At 34.7% G+C, this 15,959-nt stretch carries 14 protein-coding genes; 7 read left to right on the top strand and 7 right to left on the bottom strand.

Going from position 1 to position 15,959, the window contains the following annotated elements; translation table 11 throughout:
* Positions 1–8: 8 nt before the first annotated feature.
* Positions 9–920, bottom strand: a complete 912-nt coding sequence (locus FQU23_RS00320) for an AEC family transporter (RefSeq protein ID WP_147672096.1) — start codon at positions 918–920, stop codon at positions 9–11.
* Between the two features lie 187 nt (positions 921–1,107).
* Here FQU23_RS00320 and meaB point away from each other — a divergent pair, with 187 nt between their 5' ends.
* Entirely contained in the window at positions 1,108–2,196 is a 1,089-nt protein-coding gene (gene meaB, locus FQU23_RS00325; protein WP_147672097.1) for a methylmalonyl Co-A mutase-associated GTPase MeaB, read from the top strand.
* Between the two features lie 53 nt (positions 2,197–2,249).
* Here the strand turns inward: meaB and FQU23_RS00330 are convergent, their stop codons facing one another.
* From FQU23_RS00330 to FQU23_RS00340, 3 genes are all read right to left on the bottom strand, one after another.
* Entirely contained in the window at positions 2,250–2,480 is a 231-nt protein-coding gene (locus tag FQU23_RS00330) for a hypothetical protein (RefSeq protein ID WP_074721236.1), read from the bottom strand.
* Between the two features lie 73 nt (positions 2,481–2,553).
* A complete protein-coding gene (locus tag FQU23_RS00335) occupies positions 2,554–3,462 on the bottom strand; it encodes a prohibitin family protein (RefSeq protein ID WP_147672098.1) in 909 nt (302 codons plus the stop codon).
* Between the two features lie 75 nt (positions 3,463–3,537).
* The gene (locus FQU23_RS00340; RefSeq protein ID WP_147672099.1) at positions 3,538–4,920 is read right to left on the bottom strand and encodes an MATE family efflux transporter; all 1,383 of its coding nucleotides are present in this window, start codon (positions 4,918–4,920) and stop codon (positions 3,538–3,540) included.
* A 231-nt stretch (positions 4,921–5,151) separates the two neighbouring features.
* On the opposite strand from FQU23_RS00340, the gene FQU23_RS00345 reads away from it, so the two are divergent.
* The gene (locus FQU23_RS00345) at positions 5,152–5,721 is read left to right on the top strand and encodes a hypothetical protein (RefSeq protein WP_147672100.1); all 570 of its coding nucleotides are present in this window, start codon (positions 5,152–5,154) and stop codon (positions 5,719–5,721) included.
* A gap of 52 nt (positions 5,722–5,773) precedes the next feature.
* Here the strand turns inward: FQU23_RS00345 and FQU23_RS00350 are convergent, their stop codons facing one another.
* Positions 5,774–6,652 (bottom strand): PPK2 family polyphosphate kinase, encoded by an 879-nt coding sequence (locus tag FQU23_RS00350; RefSeq protein WP_147672101.1) that lies wholly within the window; start codon positions 6,650–6,652, stop codon positions 5,774–5,776.
* 182 nt (positions 6,653–6,834) lie between these two features.
* On the opposite strand from FQU23_RS00350, the gene FQU23_RS00355 reads away from it, so the two are divergent.
* Positions 6,835–7,671 (top strand): DUF6929 family protein, encoded by an 837-nt coding sequence (locus FQU23_RS00355; RefSeq protein ID WP_147672102.1) that lies wholly within the window; start codon positions 6,835–6,837, stop codon positions 7,669–7,671.
* A gap of 18 nt (positions 7,672–7,689) precedes the next feature.
* On the opposite strand, the gene FQU23_RS00360 is transcribed toward FQU23_RS00355, so the two are convergent.
* Positions 7,690–8,562: a L,D-transpeptidase gene (locus FQU23_RS00360; RefSeq protein WP_147672103.1), complete on the bottom strand. Its 873-nt coding sequence runs from the start codon at positions 8,560–8,562 to the stop codon at positions 7,690–7,692.
* A gap of 184 nt (positions 8,563–8,746) precedes the next feature.
* On the opposite strand from FQU23_RS00360, the gene FQU23_RS00365 reads away from it, so the two are divergent.
* Positions 8,747–9,463 (top strand): 3-ketoacyl-ACP reductase, encoded by a 717-nt coding sequence (locus tag FQU23_RS00365; RefSeq protein WP_147672104.1) that lies wholly within the window; start codon positions 8,747–8,749, stop codon positions 9,461–9,463.
* Between the two features lie 125 nt (positions 9,464–9,588).
* Here FQU23_RS00365 and mtaB read toward each other — a convergent pair whose 3' ends face one another.
* Positions 9,589–10,917 (bottom strand): tRNA (N(6)-L-threonylcarbamoyladenosine(37)-C(2))-methylthiotransferase MtaB, encoded by a 1,329-nt coding sequence (gene mtaB, locus FQU23_RS00370; RefSeq protein WP_147672105.1) that lies wholly within the window; start codon positions 10,915–10,917, stop codon positions 9,589–9,591.
* 87 nt (positions 10,918–11,004) lie between these two features.
* On the opposite strand from mtaB, the gene FQU23_RS00375 reads away from it, so the two are divergent.
* The 3 genes from FQU23_RS00375 (at position 11,005) to FQU23_RS00385 (ending at position 15,754) form a co-directional block, all read left to right on the top strand.
* Positions 11,005–12,621: an ABC transporter substrate-binding protein gene (locus FQU23_RS00375; RefSeq protein WP_147672106.1), complete on the top strand. Its 1,617-nt coding sequence runs from the start codon at positions 11,005–11,007 to the stop codon at positions 12,619–12,621.
* 7 nt (positions 12,622–12,628) lie between these two features.
* Positions 12,629–13,213, top strand: coding sequence for a hypothetical protein (locus FQU23_RS00380; RefSeq protein WP_147672107.1), 585 nt, complete (start codon positions 12,629–12,631; stop codon positions 13,211–13,213).
* 510 nt (positions 13,214–13,723) lie between these two features.
* The gene (locus FQU23_RS00385) at positions 13,724–15,754 is read left to right on the top strand and encodes a S9 family peptidase (RefSeq protein WP_147672108.1); all 2,031 of its coding nucleotides are present in this window, start codon (positions 13,724–13,726) and stop codon (positions 15,752–15,754) included.
* The last annotated feature ends 205 nt before the right edge of the window (positions 15,755–15,959 follow it).

Raw genomic sequence — 15,959 nt, forward strand, 5'->3', positions numbered from 1 at the left:
TAAATAATTTAGATAAAGTGAAGCACTAAATACCAAAATGCTAAGGTCACGAAAGAAATAGGGATACCAAAACCAATCATCATACTGCTTAAACGAGGTTTTAATCCATATGCAGTAGCGAGTATACTCGCAGCGATCATCGGAGCCATTGCTGATTCCATTATGGCGACTTCGACCATTTTAGAATTTTGATTTAAAAGAACAACATACAACACATAGATTAGGAACGGCATCAAAAGTAATTTATATAGAAGTCCGAGGCCTAAAAAACGCCAATGTTGACTTCTGCTTTCAAAACGCAACTGCAAGCCTACAGAAATTAATGCTAATGGAGTAACTGCGCTTCCTATTTTTTGCAACATTAACTGTATCCATTCATGGAAATCAAAATTAAATACGTTCATCAAACAGGCTACAATAAAAGTGACAAAAGGCGGAAATAACATTATCTTTTTACAAATCTGAAATCCATTTGCCTCACCCTTAGAATACAAAGTGGCTACTAAAATTCCTAAGGTAGAAAGAACTACAAAAGTTCCAGGTTGATCTACTAATATGGCCGTTTTCATTCCTTCTTGACCATATAGTGCTTCAATAATGGGAAATCCTAAAAAGGAGGTGTTTCCTAGACCAGCTGTAATAATCAAACAACCTGTAAGTTTTTTTGACCAACCATATTTATTTCCTAAAAATCGAAATAACAGAAACGAAGTCGCAAAACCAATCCATGCCACCCCAATAGGATATAACAACTGATTATTCCAATGAATTTTAGGGATGTAATATAATGCCAATGCTGGAAGACAATAATAAATTACAATCTTGTTTAATAACTTATAACTGTTAGTCGGGAACCTCTTTACTCGTTGCAAGACAACTCCAAGAGCTAGATAAAAAAAGATAAGTAGTAAGTTAATCATAATACAGCAAATATATTGACTAATTTACTAATATCACTTTGTAGTGATCTAAATATTATAAAATGTAATCAAGTATTTTTACATTTTACAAATTCATTCAAAATTGACGAATTATTATCTTTAAAAAGGGCATAAAATTCTAATAATCCATGTTTAAGTACTAATTTTACTAAAATGATTGTAAACTTTGGAAAACAAAAAAATAAAACATACCGCCCTTAACGAGAAAGCTGGAATTTCACAACCAGAAATTTTTAGTGCATCTGTTGTAAAAAATATTCAAAAATTCAGGAAAGCACAACCTTCGTCTGAAGAACTGGTTAAGGGAATTTTATCAGGCAACATAACTGCTTTAAGTCGGGCCATTACTTTAGTCGAAAGCACAAATCCAGATCATTTACACAAAGCGAATGCTGTTATAAAAGCCTGCCTGCCACACGCGAACAAATCAGTTAGAATAGGAATAACCGGCGTTCCTGGCGTTGGAAAAAGCACCTTTATCGAAGCTTTTGGTAAACATTTAACGGGATTAGGAAAAAAAGTAGCAGTTCTGGCTGTTGATCCTAGCAGTACGATTTCTCACGGAAGCATTCTAGGAGACAAAACCCGCATGGAGGAATTAGTCAAAGACGAGAACGCCTACATTCGCCCTTCAGCTTCTGGAGACACATTAGGAGGTGTTGCCCGAAAAACACGAGAGACAATTACAATTTGTGAAGCTTGCGGATTTGATACAATTATTATAGAAACAGTCGGTGTTGGTCAGAGTGAAACTGCAGTTCACAGTATGGTCGATTTCTTTTTGCTATTAAAAATTGCTGGAGCGGGTGATGAATTACAAGGAATTAAACGCGGCATTATGGAAATGGCTGATGCGATTGTTATCAATAAAGCCGACGGTGATAACATTCGAAAAGCAAAACTAGCAAAAACGGAATTCAACAGAGCGTTGCATTTATTTCCAGCAAAAAGGTCAGGCTGGATTCCCACAACAGCCACTTGCAGTGCCATAACCCAAGACGGAATTCCTGATGTTTGGGAAACGATTTCTAATTTTGTCGAACTCACACAAAGCAATGATTATTTTAATGTAAAACGTTCCGAGCAAAACGAATATTGGATGCTTGAAACCATAAACGAACAACTGAAACTTAATTTTTATAATAATTCCGAAATTCAAACCTTATTGGAATCAAATAAAAAAGCGGTGCAAAATGGTGAAATTTCACCATTTGCAGCCGCTAAATTATTATTAGAAAAGTATTTTGAAGGATAAACCTACTTGAAAGCTCATCTAGTTTTCCTTTAAAACAATTGTATTGTAAAAGGTTATTCTTTCTCGTAACGTTCCATTTCTCTATCATAGAATTCGTTAGCCAAAACTATTAGCCCTTCCATTTCGGCATTTAATTCCCCTTCATCAAGATCTTCGGCCTCTTCAATAAATTCAACCTCATCATCTTTTAGATTGATGATAAATCTTGGGTAATCCAGGTGAATAATAAAAATATCTTCTTGAAAATCAGTGTTATCGCCTAATAAAAATTTTGGTAATTCCATTTTTAAATGTTAATTCATTAATTGCTAAATTCATTGCCACGATTAAATCAATAATCATGGCAGCAAATATAATCTATTTATCAGAAAGAATGATTGAAGAACTTCCTTTACCATCCATAAAAATAATTTTTGTGTTTGGTGATGCAGCCAGTTCTTTTTGTGCTTTTATCGATTCATATTGCAATTGTTTCGCTGATAATCCAATACCAATAATTCTTTGATAATCAGCAATACCTTGTGCCTCTACTCTTTTACGTTCTGCTTCTTGTTTTTCCTTTTGAAGTACGAAAGTCATTTTTTGCGCATCTTGTTCCGCATTAATTTTACTTTCTATGGATGCTTTTACTGAAGCTGGAAGATTAATATTTCGAATTAATAATTGTTCTAAAATCAAACCTCTTAATTTAAAATCAGCTTCAATAGTTTTAAAAATACGATTTTGAAACTCCACTCTTTTAGTAGAATATAAAGCTACAGCATCATAATAAACTGCATTATCACGAATACGTGTACTTGTAACAGGTCGCACTATTTTATCCTTATAACTCACCCCTATTTCTTTTAAAATGGTTGGAGCATCTGCAGCCGATACACGGTATAAAACAGTTAAATCAATAATCACCTCAAGCCCGTCATTTGATAATACACGAATCGCATCATCACCTTCAATATCACCTTCAGACTGCGTAGAAGACATGGTGTAGTTTTGAGTTCTAATATCAAAAGTGGTTACATCCAAAAGTGGATTTATCACATTCAGACCACTTTCAAGAATACCTGGTTCTACATTTCCATAAAGTGACTTCACACCTACTGTACCTGCATCAATTTGCTTAAATGCCGAAGAGAATATACCTAATACAATTAATAAAATCCCGATGATTTTAAATAGACCTGAAAATTTAGAAAGTGGATTTTGATCAGCTTTCAAAGTAAAGCTCATAATCACTAAGATTATGCCTAGAATAATAAGTATTATCATGTATTTCAAATTAGAATGTCTATTGCTCAAATTAAGAACAACAAACGAATTAGAAGTAATAATGTTAGGATAACATTACTGTATAGCTTTCTCTAAGATTAACTTTTTTGTTAATCGAGAAAAGCGAATATACAAAAATAAAGCGGCAAAAGATAATCCTACCAATAATCCTATCCATATTCCAATAGCTTTCAAATCAGTATACAATCCTAAATAAATTGATATTGGAAAACCAACAACCCAATAGGCGACAAAAGTAATATACATTGGTACTTTCACGTCCTGCAAGCCCCTTAAAGCGCCTAGAACAACAACCTGAATTCCGTCAGAAATTTGAAAAAACGCTGCTACAAATAACAATTGGGAGGCGATTAAAATAACTTCCTTGGTTGCTACTATATGCTCTACATCATTTACATCGACAAATATTTGCGGTAAATATTTGTGGAAAACTATAAAAATAATAGCAAATAAAGTTTCAAGAATTATAGCCAATAAAAATATTGATCTCGCCACAAGTTGCATTTTCACATAATCCATAAGTCCTTTCTGGTTCCCTACTCTGATGGTTACGGCCACACTCAAACCCATCGCAAACATAAATGTCAAAGAAGCTAAACTCAGTGCAATCTGATTTGCAGCCTGACTCGTGGTTCCTAAAATTCCTGAAAGCCAGATTGCTCCAGTAAACAAAGCTACCTCAAAAAACATTTGCATCGCCGAAGGAAAACCTAAGTTGATAATCTTATTAAGCATTTTTTTCTTAATTTCTTTTAAACTGAAATTTTCAAAGTAGGCATGAAATTTTGGGTTTCTAATCATAATGTAATGCATAAAAAATACCATCGCAATACGAGAGACAATAGTACCAATTGCTGCACCCACAATTCCCATTTTTGGAAAAAACCAAATTCCATAAATCAACAAATAATTTATAACCACATTAATAACATTCCCCATGATAGTGGCCCACATGGAATACTTCGTTTCTGATTTTCCATCAGCAAATTGCTTGTAACCTTGGAAAATAATAAGCGGAACGAGTGAAAAAGCAACGATGTCGAGATACGGTTTTGCCATTTCTACCACAATATCAGGTTGCCCCATGAATGCGATTAAAGGTTTAAAAAAGAATATTATCAAAAACAATGTCATCCCTAAAATCGTGCACAAAAATAATCCGTGATGCAATACACTTCTACCTTCTTCAATATTACTCTTTCCATCAGCCTCTGCGGCCAGTGGAGTTATGGCCGTAGAAAAACCAATACCTAGTGACATGGCTATAAAAACAAAACTATTCCCCAAGGAAACTGCTGCTAATTCTGTTGGCCCTAGTTTCCCCACCATAATATTATCTACGATTCCAACGATTGTGTGTCCAAGCATCCCTAAAATGATTGGATAGGCTAATCTCAAGTTATAAGAAAACTCCTGAGTATATTTCGAAAAATTCACTTTACTTTTTTTTAACGCCAAAGATAATTAGAAGCTTTCGATTGTGTCTATTTTATTCTATTAATAAGCTCACTTTTTTAAAGATATTTGTCCGGACTCCCGAATTATATAAGAAAATCAAATAATTCTATAACTTTTCGGTAGCACCGTCGTTATACATTTGTCCCAGTCATCAGTGGGATAGTAATTACATTGATGGTGTAAAAAAAATTAATATTAAAACCCAAATTTATGAAAACGACAACAAAAATTAAAACACTACTTGTACTAGCAATTTCTGCTTTTTTCTCGAATACAACATCTGCACAAGACAATCCAGCAACAAATTACGATCAAGGATTCCGTTTAGGAGTAGGTTTAAATGCAGGATACGCGGTAAACGATCCATATAAATTAGCTCTAGGAGCTGACGCAAGATTGCAATATGATTTGACTAAAAGATATTCTCTTACTTTAACAACAGGTTTTACAAATCTTTTTGTAAGCGAAGCGGATGCTTTTCCAGGTCAAACTACTGGAAAAGATCTAGATTTTATTCCAGCTAAAGCAGGTTTTAAAGCTTTCGTATGGAATGATGAGTTTTATTTAATGGGAGAAGCTGGTGCTGCATTTGCCGTAACAAACGGTTACAACAAAACCTCTTTATTATTAGCGCCAAGTATTGGATACGCTACAAAATATGTTGACATTTCAGTGCGTTACGAGCACTATTCAGATTTCCCAAAATTGAATAATGACGGAACAACTGGAAAAGGTATCGGGCAAGCAGCTGTGCGTCTAGCTTATGGTTTTAAACTATAATAACGCGTAGAATTAGTTAAAAAAAATGCTCTGGATTCCAGAGCATTTTTTATTATTCTTTGGCTAAAATATCTTTATACATTTCTATATTCTCCTGAAGCTTCTCTTCCATTTCGGGTTCTTGAATACCAGTATATTTCTGCATTTCTTCCCAAATAATTTTAGCGATAATATAACGACACATGTCTTTATCATCGGCAGGAACTACATACCAAGGAGCATAATCCGAAGAGGTATTGTTTATCGCTTCTTCATAACAATGCATATAATCATCCCAACGCCCCCTTTCCTTTAAATCGCCAACTGAGAATTTCCAATTGTGCTTTTTTTCTTCTAATCGGCGCAACAAGCGTTGTCTTTGCTCCTCTTTACTCATGTGTAAAAAGAATTTCAACACAATGGTTCCGTTTTGAGTAATGTGTTTCTCAAAATTCTTGATTTGATCCATTCTGTTTTCCCAAAAACGCTCTGTAATCGATGAAACATCTTCAATTCCAGGTAAATTCTCATTTAGAATATATTCAGGATGCACCCGAGTTACCAATACATTCTCATAATGGGTTCTGTTAAAAACGGCAAATTTTCCTTTCTCGGGCAAAGCCAAATAATGGCGCCACAAATAATCGTGTTCAAGCTCAGTCGAGTTTGGTGTTTTAAAACTATGGACCACAACTCCGCGTGAATTGAATTCCTTAAAAACTTCCCGAATCAAGCTATCCTTGCCCGAAGTATCCATTCCTTGTAGACAAATCAAAACTCCATACCGGTTATGGGCATACATGGTGTCCTGCAAATCACTCAGTTTTTCGCGGACATCATCTAATTTATCCTCTTTCTTATCATCACTCGCACCAATATTTAAATTAGTTGGAAGTTTGGACAACTCTATCTTGTTTATTACTTTAAAATCTTCAGGATTAATTGATTTCATAGGGATTTTTTTATCTTTACTTTCTCAAATATAACAAATAATCAGGATTAATCTTGATGGTTTTTTGGAGCTTTTTCCAGCTATCCGCTACAACCTATTGTGTCGTCCCCAAGTCTTGCGACTGCCACAATAGGATTTTCACTGCTATCTGGGCTAGGGCTTTTCGGTTTCAACAACAAATTATGAAAAAATTTACATTAGAATTATTTACAACAATAATCGGTATTGGTTCTGCATCAGGGCTTTTCTTTCAAGACAATTTCATCTACTTAATCGGAGACAACAGTGGCTTTTTATATGAATACAACATTACCAATACCAGCTTTAATAAACATCCTCTTTTGGAAAACCCAAGTCAAAACATCCCTAAAAAGGATAAGCCTGACTTTGAATCGCTAACTCATTTTGAAGATACGCTTTACATATTTGGCTCGGGCTCCACTGAAAAAAGAAACGCGATGATCGAATTTGATTTAAAAACTAGAAAAAAATCAACGACAAATAATCTGGTTGATTTATATGCGGTAATGCAGAGTTTTGGATATATAAATCCAAAAGATTTTAATTTAGAGGGTGCCATCTATAATGGCGAAAACTGGTATTTCTTTAATCGCGGAAATGGCAGCAGCAATAAAAATGTTGTTTTTACTTTACATGCAAAGAAACTAAACGAAGAATTTAGTCTTCTTTCTAATGATTACAAGCTCCCCAAAATAAAAGGAGTACGAACTAGTTTTACCGATGCAATTTTAGTTGACAACAAAATTTATTTCTTGGCTACAGCCGAAAACACTACTTCTACGTATGACGATGGCGAAGTCTTGGGAAGTATTATTGGCCGAATTGACCTAGAGTCCATGAAAATAGATTTTACCAAAAAAATTAGCCCCACAAATAAATTTGAAGGGCTAACTGTATTTTCAAAAAACGAGGATCAAGTTCAGTTTCTACTTTGCGAGGACAAAGACACAGATACTTTAGAAAGCACTATTTACAAACTAAGTCTCGACCTTCGATAGAAAAGAACAAGGTGATGATTATATTTTAGCCGTCTGAACTTTTTGTCTGTTCTTTTGTTCTTTTAGGATATCGGTTAAGAACGGCATTGTCTGTTCCTTAATTTCGTTTTCTGAAATATCTAAACCTTTTGAATTTACAGTTAATTGCAACCATGGTTTTGGCGCACTAAAATCATAATTACCAAAAACAATCACAGGAGTTCCTTTTACCTTAACCGTCTCTGAATCTGCCAATTGCCATTCATCGGCCCATTTATACATAAATTTAGCATCCTTCTCCTGCAGTCTTAGACAAGAATGAGAAGCCGGATACCCTGGTAATTCATACTGATGCCATCCTACACCTAGTTTATTTTCTATATTAAAATTCCAACGCAGTTCCCATTCATCATTAAAGGTACTTGTAGTTTCCTCTGCTTTCCAGTTTGTAAAAGACAGCCCTCTTGGAGTTTGGTCTTTCTCTCTCCCCATGTTTGTAGGCCCAGAGTAAACTAATTGTCCTTTTTCATAAGCGGCAAATGTTTGCGTAGGATACGAGAAAAATACGATTTTCTTTATGTCCTTTAAGTAGGGAACAGTTAATGGAAATGGAAGATAAAATTCTACATCTCCGCTCACGTCCTCTGGAACTATAATTGAATCCATCAATTTTAAATTAGTAGCATCTGTACGATTTACAGCGTATGCAATATTAAGTGCTTTAGAATTGTCAGTATTAGCCGCTAGCCATTGTTTGGTGTTTTCAATTCGATAAGATACATTTTTAGGCTCTTGACGTTTGATAGCTGGTTCCCTATCTACGCTATCATTATTTTCCACATCACCTTGTTGCTTGCATGATACTAAAAGAATCATGACAATAATATTCAAAAGAAGGGCTGTTTTTTTCATAGTTATTATTTTATACTACAAACATCACCAATTTGAGAAGCCAAAGTGTTACATAATTATTTGAAATGTTTATCTAATTCCAATATTAGAAGCCAGCGGAAATTAACTTTTATTTACTTTATGTTCTGCCAATAAAAAAATACAAAGCCTTAACTTTGCTGATACTAAATAAAAATTGAACACAATGACTGACTTAAAAAATAAAAATGCGCTAATTACAGGTGCCGGAAAAGGAATAGGAAAAGCAATCGCAATTGCATTGGCTAAAGAAGGTGTAAATGTAATTTTAGTTGCTCGTACGCAATCTGATTTAGACGAGGTAGCTAAAGAAGTTAATAATCTTGGAGCAAAATCATTGACGCTTACCGCTGATGTTTCTGATATTTCTTCAGTAAATACAGCAGTGGCAGCAGCGTTAGATAAATTTAAAACGATTGACATATTAATCAATAATGCCGGAATTGCAGCTTTTGGAAAAATTTTAGAAATGGAACCTACAGCTTGGGAGCGTATCATTCAGGTAAACTTAATGGGAACTTATTATACAACTCGTGCAGTATTACCTAATATGATCGAAAGACAAACTGGAGATATCATTAACATTTCTTCGACTGCAGGATTAAAAGGAAATGCATCGACTAGCGCATACAGTGCTTCTAAATTTGCCGTACTGGGACTAACAGAATCCCTGATGCAAGAAGTTAGAAAACACAACATTCGTGTAACCGCTTTAACGCCAAGTACCGTAGCTACTGATATGGCCAAAGACTTAAAATTAACTGACGGTAATCCTGAAAATGTAATGCAAGCAGAAGATGTAGCTGAATTAATCATCGCTCAGTTAAAATTAAACCGACGCGTATTTATTAAAGAATCAGGGATCTGGTCAACAAATCCATAATACTTGTCGAAAGACTGATGAGAAATCATCACTAAAAAAAACCATTAAGAGATTGATTTCATTAAGTTTACCCTTAATTTTCTTAATCCCTTAATGGTTTAATAATTTAAATTATCTTGCTATTCTTACACCTCAACCGCTACAAATTCCATTCTAACACTACCATCAGTGTCAATTGTAGTCAAATTAATTTCATGCAAAGTATTTACCAATTCTGGATTCCATGGTGTTTTTACTTTCACGTAGTTCTCCGTAAAACCATGAATATATCCTTCTTTATTTTCACTTTCGAAAAGAACTGTTCTAGTACTTCCCAACTGACTTTCATAAAAAGCGCGACGTTTTTTTACCGATAATCCACGCATCATTTTACTTCTTTTCACACGGACATTCTCAGGTACAACACCATCCATATCTGCAGCTTCTGTATTATCCCGTTCAGAATACTTGAAAACATGCAAATAAGAAATATCCATTTCATTCAAGTAACGATACGTTTCTAAGAAATGTTCATCAGTTTCACCAGGGAATCCAACAATCACGTCCACACCAATACAGGCATGAGGCATTACTTCTCTAATTTTATTTACTCTCTCAGTATATATTTCACGCTGGTAACGACGTTTCATCAATTTCAAAATATCATTACTTCCAGACTGCAATGGTATATGAAAATGCGGTACAAAAGTTCTGCTTTTCGAAACAAATTCAATAGTTTCATTTTTCAATAAATTAGGCTCTATAGATGAAATTCGTAAACGCTCAATCCCTTCTACTTTGTCTAATTCCTGAACTAATTCTAAGAAAGTATGTTCGTGCTTTTTGTTTCCAAATTCCCCTTTTCCGTAATCTCCAATATTCACACCTGTAAGGACAATTTCCTTGATATTTTGCTGCGAAATCTCGTAAGCATTTTTCAAAACATTGTTTAATTCATCACTTCTAGAAATTCCTCTAGCAAGTGGAATCGTGCAATAGGTACATTTGTAATCACAACCATCTTGCACTTTCAAGAAAGCTCGGGTTCTGTCACCTATCGAGTAACTTCCCACATAGAAATCAGCATCGGCGATCTCACAAGAATGTACTTCCCCAAAATCATTTTTGGACAAATCATTGATGTAATCGGTAATTTTAAATTTTTCAGTAGCTCCCAGAACTAAATCAACTCCATCAACTGCAGCTAATTCTTCTGGTTTTAACTGTGCATAACAACCCACAGCGGCTACAAAAGCTTTATCATTAAGTTTCATTGCTTTCTTAACCACTTGCTTGAATTGCTTGTCGGCATTTTCAGTAACGGAGCATGTATTGATTACATACATATCAGCGACTTCTTCAAAATCTACACGATCAAAACCTTCGTCTTCAAAACTTCTTGCAATCGTAGAAGTTTCTGAAAAATTCAGTTTGCATCCAAGCGTATAAAAGGCAACTTTTTTTCTGTTTTCCATAGGGATAAACTACGTTTTTAGTAGTAACTTATTATATTTACATCTTTGTAAAAAGAGTTTGCAAATTTACGTACAATATTCTTTAAAATGAAATCAATAATTCACTATATATCAACGCTTTGTATTGTATTAACATTTGTTTCCTGTGGAAAAGACAGTGCAGAAAATAAACATCATCTTGTTTTTCGATACAATGAAAGTTCTAATATCACTTCTCTTGACCCTGCTTTCTCAAAAGTGCAATCGAATATCTGGGCTTGCAACCACATTTTTAACGGTTTACTACAACTAGATGACAGCTTAAATATTCAGCCCGATATTGCCAAAACCTGGACTATTTCGTCCGATGCAAAAACCTATACTTTTACGTTGCGAAAAGACATCTATTTCCAAAAACACGTCTTATTTGGTAAAGACAGCACCAGAACTGTAACCGCCTCCGATTTTGAATACAGCTTAAACAGATTATTAGACGAAAAAGTCGCTTCTCCCGGTGGTTGGGTTTTACAAAACGTAGAAAGCTTCAAAGCGCAAAACGATAGCATTTTTGAAATCAAACTCATAAAACCTTTTCCTGCTTTCCTGGGTTTAATGACCATGAAATATGCCTCAGTTGTACCAAAAGAAGTAGTTTCCCATTATGGAAGTGATTTTCGTTCAAACCCAATAGGAACTGGCCCTTTCCAAATGAAATTATGGGAAGAAAACGTAAAACTGGTCTTGCGAAAAAATCCTTTATTCTATGAAAAAGACGAAGATGGTAATGCGTTGCCATATCTCGAAGCTGTTGCTATTACTTTTTTACCAGACAAGCAAAGTGGCTTTCTACAATTCATACAAGGGAAATTAGATTTTACTTCAGGGCTGGATCCTTCTTATAAAGATGATATTTTGACTCAAAAAGGAGAATTGCAACCCAAATATAAAAATGAAATCAACCTTATAACTGGGCCTTATCTTAATACGGAATACCTTGGTTTTAGAATGGATGGTACTGACAAAGCAGTTTTAGACTTACGCATTCGTCAAGCAATGAATTACGGTTTTGACCGCCAGAAAATGATTACTTATTTGCGAAATAATATGGGAACACCGGCAGTAAACGGAATTATTCCAGCAGGATTACCTAGTTTTAATAATGCCAAAGGATACACTTACGATATCGAGAAGGCGAAAAAATTAGTAAATGAGTACAAGAAAGCTACGGGTGATAAGAAACCCGTAATTCAATTGAGTACGAACGCTTCTTATGTAGATATTGGAGAGTTTTTACAAAGGGAATGGCAAAAAATAGGTTTAGATGTTCAGGTTGATATCAGTCCGCCTTCTACGTTGCGTCAAGCTATATCTACGGGAAAAGTTTCTTTTTTCAGAGCGAGCTGGATTGCTGATTATCCTGATGCTGAGAATTATTTATCGCTATTTTACAGTAATAATTTCTCTCCAAATGGGCCCAATTATACCCATTTTAAAAATGCGGAATTCGATCGTTTATACGAACAGGCTTTTAAAGAAACCGATGATGAAAAACGATTTGTTTTGTATCAAAAGATGGACAAAATTATAATTGATCAAGCACCAATAATTCCTTTGTTTTATGACAAAGTAGCCAGATTCACCAGAAAGGAAGTCACTGGCTTAGGGATTAATCCTTTGAATTTATTGAGTTTGAAAAAAGTAAAAAAGAGCATCCCTAAATCGTAACATACAAATGAAAATAGCCATCGTATTTTTTCTGTTTTTCCAAGTAGTAATCTCAAATGCACAGAATGCTATTGAATGGGACGGTACCTATCAACTGCAGTTATCCGATTTTCAGTCAAACGCTACACAAATTGGAAGTGAAGTTACTGTCACTAGCATTAACACCGCTTCAAGCCTTGATTTTGCATTTATGATGAGTAATGTAGAGTTTATGTTTACTAAAAACTTTAACTCCAAAGTAAATTGCTCGTTTCAAAGAGACGCAGCATATCTAATTGCTCCAGATGCACTCACGGCCAACAAACTGCTGGATTTTGCACGCTATGAATTTGATTTATCTGAACTGTATGCTCGTAAACTACGCAAAGAAATCTACGAGCAAAAAGGAACTTTTTCTGATGTTAGCTTTTTAAAAGTTATTTACGACCAAATACAAAAACAATATACCGAAGAGCATGCCACGGCTGCAAAAAGCACTAATTTGGGTCTTGAAACAGCAAAACTTACCGCCCTCCACACCGAAGTCTCCAAACAAATTCAGAACTATCCTGACTTTTGTAAAACTTGCAAACCACCTAAGAAAAAGAAATAAAACCTCTAATTCAAAATAAATTCCTTCACTACCTACAACTCCATAATCATTATTTAAAGCGACAATAACAATCCATTTATCTCTTAAATCTGGCGTAATGTGATCGCGCCAAATTCCGATTATAGTTTGATAGCCATTCCATTTGGATCGAGCTCAAATCCATAATATCGCTATGAAGAAAACCAAGGTATGTAAAGTGTAAATCCTAATTATAACTTCAAAGCAACTATTTCGAATAAATACTAAGTCATTATTCTAATCTAAATGACCAAAACCTTCCCACATAGAAATTAGAAAATCATTACTATTTCTAACAAATTTGATTGGAAACTGAGCAGTAAAAACTATTTTACGTCATATTAAATATTAATAATCAAGTGTTTACATAATTTACTACATTTACATTTGTGCAATTGTAGTGAAAGATTACAAAGTACTCAATAGAAACAAGACAATAATATACTATCTATTTCTTAAACAGTAATAACTAACCATTTTAAAATTTGAACTATGAAAAAACAATCCTTATGGCTATTTGTATTCCTAATTTCAGTTAGTACTACAATTGCGCAAACTGCAACAAATCCTACAACTCCTATTTTAGATAGAGAATTATTTTTTGGTAATCCCGAAATTGCTGGCGGACAATTAAGCCCAGATGGAAAATGGATTTCATTTATGAAAGCATACGAAGGAATAATGAATATTTGGGTCAAAAAATTTGACGAACCTTTTAGTAAAGCACGCCCTCTTACCGATAGTAAACGCCCGATGCGTGGCTATTTTTGGTCATACGACGGAAAATACATTTTATATGTAAAAGATGAAAACGGCGACGAAAATATAAATATTTTTGCAGTTGACCCAATGGAGACAGTAGAAAATAATTCCGTTCCTACCTCTAGAAATATTACTCCTTTAAAAGAAATTACAGCTCAAATAAATTTAGTCAGCAAGAAAAATCCAGATATAATAATAGTTTCACTAAATGATAGAGACAAAGCTTGGCATGATTTGTATCAACTTAAAATTTCGACAGCTGAACTTACCAAAATGTATGAGAACAAAGACAGAGTTACCGGTTATGACTTTGATTGGGATGAGAACCTGAGAGTGCTCTCTAAAACTGACCAAAAGGGAACTACCACATTCTTTAAAAAAGAAGGAGCTAAACTGACTCCAATTTATGAAACTACAGTAACAGAGCAAGCTTACATTGCCAGCTGGACGCCAGATAATAAACAAGCCTACTTTGTAACTAACAAAGGAGACTTAGATCTTTCGACCCTCTTTCTAATGGATTTAAGCACTCTAAAACTAAAAAAAATAGAGAGCGATCCAAAGAACAGAGTAGATTTTGGAAATCTAACTGTTAGCGAAGTAACTAGAGAATTAATTTCTACATCTTATACTGATGACAAGACAGAATACGTCTGGAAAAATAAAAAACGGGAAGCAAGTTATAAATTTTTACAATCAAAATTTCCTGGAAGAGAGATTGGTTTTCAAAGTCAAACTAATGATGAAAAGAAATTTTTAGTATCCGTCTCTGGTGATAAATATGCTGCTGAAGTCTATTTTTTTAATTCAGAAACCAAAGAATTGTTACTGCAATATGTTCCAAGACCCGATTTAAAGAAAGTGGAAGCGTATTTAGCTCCTATGAAACCTATTTCTTATAAAAGTAGCGACGGCCTAGAAATTACAGGATATTTAACACTGCCCGTAGGAAAAGACAGTAAAAATTTACCAACAGTAATTCTAGTCCACGGTGGACCAAAAGGCCCAAGAGATAATTGGGGATATAATTCTATCGCTCAGTTTTTGGCAAATAGAGGATATGCCGTTTTACAACCCAATTTTAGAGCAAGCGGCGGTTATGGAAAAAAATTCTTAAACGCAGGAGACTTAGAATGGGGGAAACGTATGCAAGACGATGTCACTTGGGGAACTAAATATTTAATTTCAAACGGTATTGCAAACAAAGATAAGGTTGCCATTATGGGTGGAAGTTATGGCGGTTATGCTACTTTGGCTGGCTTAGCTTTTACTCCAGACTTATATACGTGTGGCGTCGATATTGTGGGGCCAAGTAATATATTTACATTATTAGAGTCAATACCCGCTTATTGGGAAGCCGGAAGAGCGTTTTTATATGGAATGGTTGGCGACCCAAACACTGAAATTGGTAAAAAATTAATTCATGATGCTAGCCCACTTTTCAGCGCAGACAAAATTGTAAAACCATTGCTGATTATTCAGGGAGCAAACGACCCTAGAGTTAAAAAAGCCGAAGCAGAACAAATTGTGGTTGCGTTGCGAGACAAAGGCAAGCAAGTATCTTACATTTTAGCCGATGATGAAGGTCATGGATTTGCGAAACCAGTAAATAACATGGCTATGTACGCAGAAATCGAAAGATTCTTAGCTAGCATTTTAGGTGGTCGCTTTCAAAAAGAGGTACCAGAAAATGTAGCCAAGCGTCTAGCTGAAATGACTGTTGATATTAATACCGTAACTTACGATCCTAAAAAGAAATAAAAGGAAAAAACTAAAATCTCCGATAATTCACATGAATTATCGGAGATTTTCTATTAAGGAGATTTCATTAATGGAAGCCGTTGAATCAATATAAAATTCAATCCGTCCTTCATATGCGTAACGGTCATTATATAGTGCAAAAGCCAATCCGGATTCCATTTCATATCATTTCCAGAAAGCTTCTGTATAATTTAAAAACCTCTGA

It is taken from the genome of Flavobacterium sp. XN-5, assembly GCF_008033395.2.
Taxonomy (GTDB): Bacteria; Bacteroidota; Bacteroidia; order Flavobacteriales; family Flavobacteriaceae; genus Flavobacterium; species Flavobacterium hiemivividum.